5 protein-coding genes and 1 pseudogene are annotated in these 5,039 nt (G+C 29.0%); 5 read left to right on the top strand and 1 reads right to left on the bottom strand.

Translation table 11 applies throughout. The features are described 5' to 3' along the window. The 5 genes and pseudogenes from B2671_RS03630 to rho all read left to right on the top strand — a co-directional run. Positions 1 to 209 (top strand): annotated as a pseudogene (locus B2671_RS03630) (D-alanine--D-alanine ligase A); the annotation flags it as partial. Positions 210 to 373: 164 nt separating this feature from the next. Beyond that, positions 374 to 1,354: a tRNA 4-thiouridine(8) synthase ThiI gene (locus tag B2671_RS03625; protein WP_346869194.1), complete on the top strand. Its 981-nt coding sequence runs from the start codon at positions 374 to 376 to the stop codon at positions 1,352 to 1,354. An 86-nt stretch (positions 1,355 to 1,440) separates the two neighbouring features. After that, entirely contained in the window at positions 1,441 to 1,857 is a 417-nt protein-coding gene (locus B2671_RS03620; protein WP_346869193.1) for a DUF1934 domain-containing protein, read from the top strand. Between the two features lie 75 nt (positions 1,858 to 1,932). Beyond that, on the top strand, positions 1,933 to 2,871 hold the full coding sequence (locus B2671_RS03615; protein WP_346869192.1) for a sigma-54 interaction domain-containing protein: 939 nt from the start codon (positions 1,933 to 1,935) through the stop codon (positions 2,869 to 2,871). 398 nt (positions 2,872 to 3,269) lie between these two features. Then, a complete protein-coding gene (gene rho / locus B2671_RS03610; protein ID WP_414632610.1) occupies positions 3,270 to 4,751 on the top strand; it encodes a transcription termination factor Rho in 1,482 nt (493 codons plus the stop codon). Positions 4,752 to 4,846: 95 nt separating this feature from the next. Here the strand turns inward: rho and rpmE are convergent. After that, a partial coding sequence (gene rpmE / locus B2671_RS03605; protein WP_346869190.1) for a 50S ribosomal protein L31 occupies positions 4,847 to 5,039 on the bottom strand: 193 nt, incomplete at its 5' end.

Here is a 5,039-nt window from a genome sequence, read left to right as displayed (position 1 = left end):
TTAAAATTTATAAGAAGTTAGATTGTGCAGGTATGGCTAGGGTGGACTTTTTAGTAGATAAGGAAAGTGGAGAAATATATTTAAATGAAGTAAACACTATACCAGGCTTCACAAGTATAAGCATGTATCCTAAGATGTGGGAAGCTACAGGGTTATCCTATAGTAATCTTATAGATAGGTTAATTGAACTGGCAGTTGAAAGAGGTTAGTAAGTAAAATTTACTAACCATTACTTTCAAGTTGCTAGTAATAAAAGAAAATAGTAATATTATTATATGTGTTATTTNNTTTCCATAAGAAAGATATTAATATACTATAGATTAGAGCAAAAGATACAAAGATAAAGAAACTAAGAGAGTTAGGTGAAGAAAAAATGACAAGAGCATTAGCTATGGTTTCAGGCGGTTTAGATAGTATTCTTGCAGCAAAGTTAATTAAAGATCAAGGAATTGAGGTTATTGGAATATGCTTTAAATCTTATTTTTTTAACGAAGAAAATGCAAGAAGAATGGTAAAACAGATAGATATTCCTTTAGAAGTAGTAGATTTTAAGGAAGAACATTTTAAGATGGTTAAAAATCCTAAAAACGGATATGGGAAAAATATGAATCCTTGTATTGATTGTCATGCTATGATGATGAAGTACTGTGGACAACTCTTAGAAAAATTAGATGCAGATTTTATTATAACTGGAGAGGTTTTAAATCAAAGACCTATGTCTCAAAATAGAAGTGCATTAGATAAAGTTAAGAATGAAAGTGGGATAGGAAGCAAAATTCTTCGTCCTCTTTGTGCTAAAAATCTTAAACCTACAGAGATGGAAGAGAAGGGACTTGTAAATAGGGAAAATCTTTTAAATATTCAAGGTAGAGGAAGAAAGGTTCAAATGGAACTTGCTGATAAATGGGGTATAAAGGAATATCCATCACCAGCAGGAGGATGCAAATTAACAGAACCAAATTATTCTGTTAGGTTAAAAGAACTTTTATCTCATAACCAAAATCCAGAGGAACGAGAACTTGAATTACTTAGAATAGGTCGTCATTTTAGAGTTACACCTAAGGCTAAGGTTATATCTACAAGAACTCAAGAAGAAGGAGAAATGATAAAAAGTCTTCTTAATGAAGGTGATACAATACTGTTAGTTCAGGACTTTAATGGTTCTATGATAGTAATTATAGGCGAAGCAACAGAAGAAGTAATATCTATTGCAGCTAAGATTGCAATAAGATATAGTAAAGGTAAAGATGAACCAAATGTCACTGTTAGATATTCAGAGTTTGGAAGTAAAGATCACAGAACTGTAGAAGAAACTTGTGCAACTGATGAGGAAATAAATTCTTATCTTATATAGAAAAGTTTTTAGAAGAGTAAATAAAATAGCCTTAGAGTTTAAATATATTTTAAATAAGATTCTTAGGAAGAATAGAGGTAAATATTATGGATAAGGATGCTATAATTAGAGTAAGTAGTATACAGAATAATGATGAGGATGAATGCATTGAAATTGTTAGTCCAGGATTATTTTTCAAAGAAGATGATGAGTATGTTGCTACATATGAAGAAACAGAACTTTCGGGTTTAGGGGATACATTAACTACTTTTAGAATAGGTGAAAATTATTTTAATCTTATAAGAGAAGGAGACGTAAATACTAATATGGAGTTTAAAAATGGGAGTAGTTCGTCTATTCTTTATAATACTCCTCATGGTGGATTGTCTATTAAAATTAAAACTAATGATGTACATATAGATATGAATGAAGCTGGTGGTAAAGTAAAAGTTGACTATGATGTAATAATAGCTAAAGACCAAATTATTAATACTAAGCTTGTAACTACCATAAATGTTAAATAGTACAAAAATATTTTACTTAGAAGCTATGCAGAATTATATAATGCATAGCTTCTATTATTAAAGGGGTTGTGAATTTTGTATAACTTTGAAGATATAATTGGTAATAGTAAGGGAATTAGAAATGTTAAAGAATTAGCTATGAAGGTGTGTAATTCAAAATCTCCAATTTTCATTTATGGTGATACTGGCACAGGAAAAGAATTGATCGTACAAGCTATACATAATAGTTCAATAAGAAGAAAAAAGCCCTTTATAGCACAGAACTGTGCTGCAATTCCAGACAACTTGCTAGAGAGTATTTTTTTTGGAGTAGGAAAAGGTGGTTTTACTGGAGCTATAGAGTCAGAAGGGTTATTTGATATAGCCAATGGTGGTACTTTGTATTTAGATGAGTTAAATTCAATGGATATAGTTTTTCAAGGTAAGTTCTTAAGGGTTCTTCAAGAAGGAGAATTTAGAAGAATAGGTGAGACTAGCACTAGAAAAACAGATATAAGAATAATAGCATCAGTAAATGAGAATCCTGATTTTTTAGTTAAGAGTAATAAATTAAGAAAAGATTTATACTATAGACTTAATGTTATAAGAATTAACATGCCTGAATTAAATGCTAGAAAAGAGGACATACCTATGCTTGTATCAATGTTTATAGAAAAACATAATAAAAGATTGGGTACTAGTGTTAATGGAATAGATAGTTATGCATTAGAAGTTTTAATGAAAAAAGACTATGATGGAAATGTGAGAGAATTAGAACATTTAATCGAAGGTGCTTTAAATTATAAAAGAGGTGGAGTTATTGAAATATCTGATTTGCAATTAGGAAATATTACTGAAAGTTTGTCCCTTAAAGATAAACTTGTGAATATGGAAATTAAATATATAAAGGAAGCTTTAATTATTAATAGTAAAAATGTAAGTAAAGCAAGTAAATTTCTTAATATACCAAGGCAAACACTTCAATATAAAATAACTAAGTATAATATAATGGATTTGATAGATAAGGATAAGTAGTTTAAAATTATAATAGATTATTTAAATAGTTTAGTTCTGTATATGTATAGATATGTTTGGTTAAAATGATAAACAGAGTTCTTAGATTTTTCAACCTAAAGTAAAATATTTATTGATATAAAAATAAATATATTACTTCGTAATAGATTTTTTGAAAATATAGTGTATACTTATATAGTAAAATCTATACTACAACAAGTTTAGTTATATATAATTATATGAATATATTAAATAAACAATATAAAATTTTAATACATTTTAAAAGAAAGCTTCAAACTTCTATCATTTATAAATAATATCGAATTATATTAATCATATAAATATTATTTTCCAAAGTTACATTTAAATGAAATATACAATTAGGAGGTGATCCTTTGAATAGTGAAAATTTACATAGCATGAGTGTTATAGAATTAAAGAGTATTGCAAAGGAATTAGGAATAAAAAATATTACTAAGTTTAAAAAGAATGAATTAATTGAAGAAATTGAAAGAGTATCTTTAAAATCTATTGAGATTAAAAATGAAGAAGATTCCCATAAGGATGATGAACAAATACAACCTGCTCAAATAAAAAAAGAAGGTATAATTCTTAAGGAGAAACTTACTAAAAAAGATGTAGAAGAAGATAATGGTAAAAATGAAGTTATTAGTAAAGGTTTGGATAATGAAGAATCAAAGGAAACTGTAGTGGAAGAAAAGGTTGATAGTATAGAAGAAAAGCGTGAAAGATTAAAGAGCTTAATAAGTGAATCAGAAACATCAAAAGGAATATTCGAATTAAGTGACAATGCTAATTTTGGATTACTTAGAATGAATAACTATTTAAGTGGAAATAACGATATATATGTTTCAATATCCCAAGTTAGAAGATTTAATCTTAAGAATGGTGATGAAGTAGAAGGTAAAGTAAGAAGTTCTAAAGAAGGAGAAAAATATCAAGCTCTTCTACAAGTAACAAAAATAAATGGTGAAAATCCAGAGAGAGCTGTTGGAAGAACATCTTTTGAGAGACTAATTCCTATATATCCTACAGAGAGATTGAAATTAGAAACTGAGGATTCTAAAGATTTATCAACTAGATTAATGGACATATTATCACCTATAGGGAAAGGTCAAAGGGGTGTAATAGTTGCTCCACCTAAAGCGGGAAAGACTTCTATCTTAAAGAAAATTGCTCATAGTATAGCAGTGAATCATCCAGAAGTTAAAGTTATAGTACTTCTTATAGATGAAAGACCAGAAGAGGTTACAGACATGCAAAGATCTATTAAGGGAGATGTAATTTACTCAACCTTTGATGAAGAGCCAGAACATCATGCGAAGGTAGCTTATATGGTACTTGAAAGAGCAAAGAGGATGGTAGAACAAGGACAAGATGTAATAATTCTTTTAGATAGTTTAACAAGATTAGCTAGAGCCTATAACTTAACAATAACTAGAACGGGTAGAACTCTATCAGGTGGATTAGATACAGGAGCTTTACTTATGCCTAAAAAGTTTTTTGGCGCAGCTAGAAATGTTGAGGAAGGCGGAAGTTTAACTATTCTTGCTACAGCATTGGTTGAGACTGGAAGTAGGATGGATGATATGATTTTTGAGGAGTTTAAGGGTACTGGTAACATGGAAGTACACCTTGATAGACAGCTACAAGAACGCAGAATCTTCCCAGCTATAGATATTTATAAGTCAGGAACTCGTAGAGAGGATTTGCTTCTTACAAAATCACAGCTTGAAGTTAGTTATAACATAAGAAAGATTATGTATAAGACAGGGAACCCTCAAGCTGTTACTGAAAAACTTATAGGAATTTTATCAAAAACTAACAATAATGAAGAATTTTTTGAAATTGTATCTAAAAATCAAGATATATTAAAATAGATTATATGAAAAGCCATAGGTAGAGTTTATACCTATGGCTTTTGGACATAAAAAAATAGGAGAAGTATTCTTCTCCTACATAAAAATATATATGATTATTCGCTTTTAAGGTTGAATTTTTTCATAAACTTGTCAACTCTTCCACCAACGTCTACATTCTTTTGCTTACCAGTAAAGAATGGATGACATTTTGAACAAATATCAACTTTTAATTCTGATTTAACAGAACCTGTTACAAAAGTATTACCACAAGCACACTTAACAACAGCTTCGTCGTTATAGTTTGGA

This window comes from Clostridium sp. UBA5119, from assembly GCF_002414285.1.
GTDB lineage: Bacteria > Bacillota > Clostridia > Clostridiales > Clostridiaceae > Clostridium_J > Clostridium_J sulfidigenes.
The sequence above is the reverse complement of the archived record's forward strand: the minus strand, read 5'-3'. Positions and strand labels throughout refer to the sequence as shown.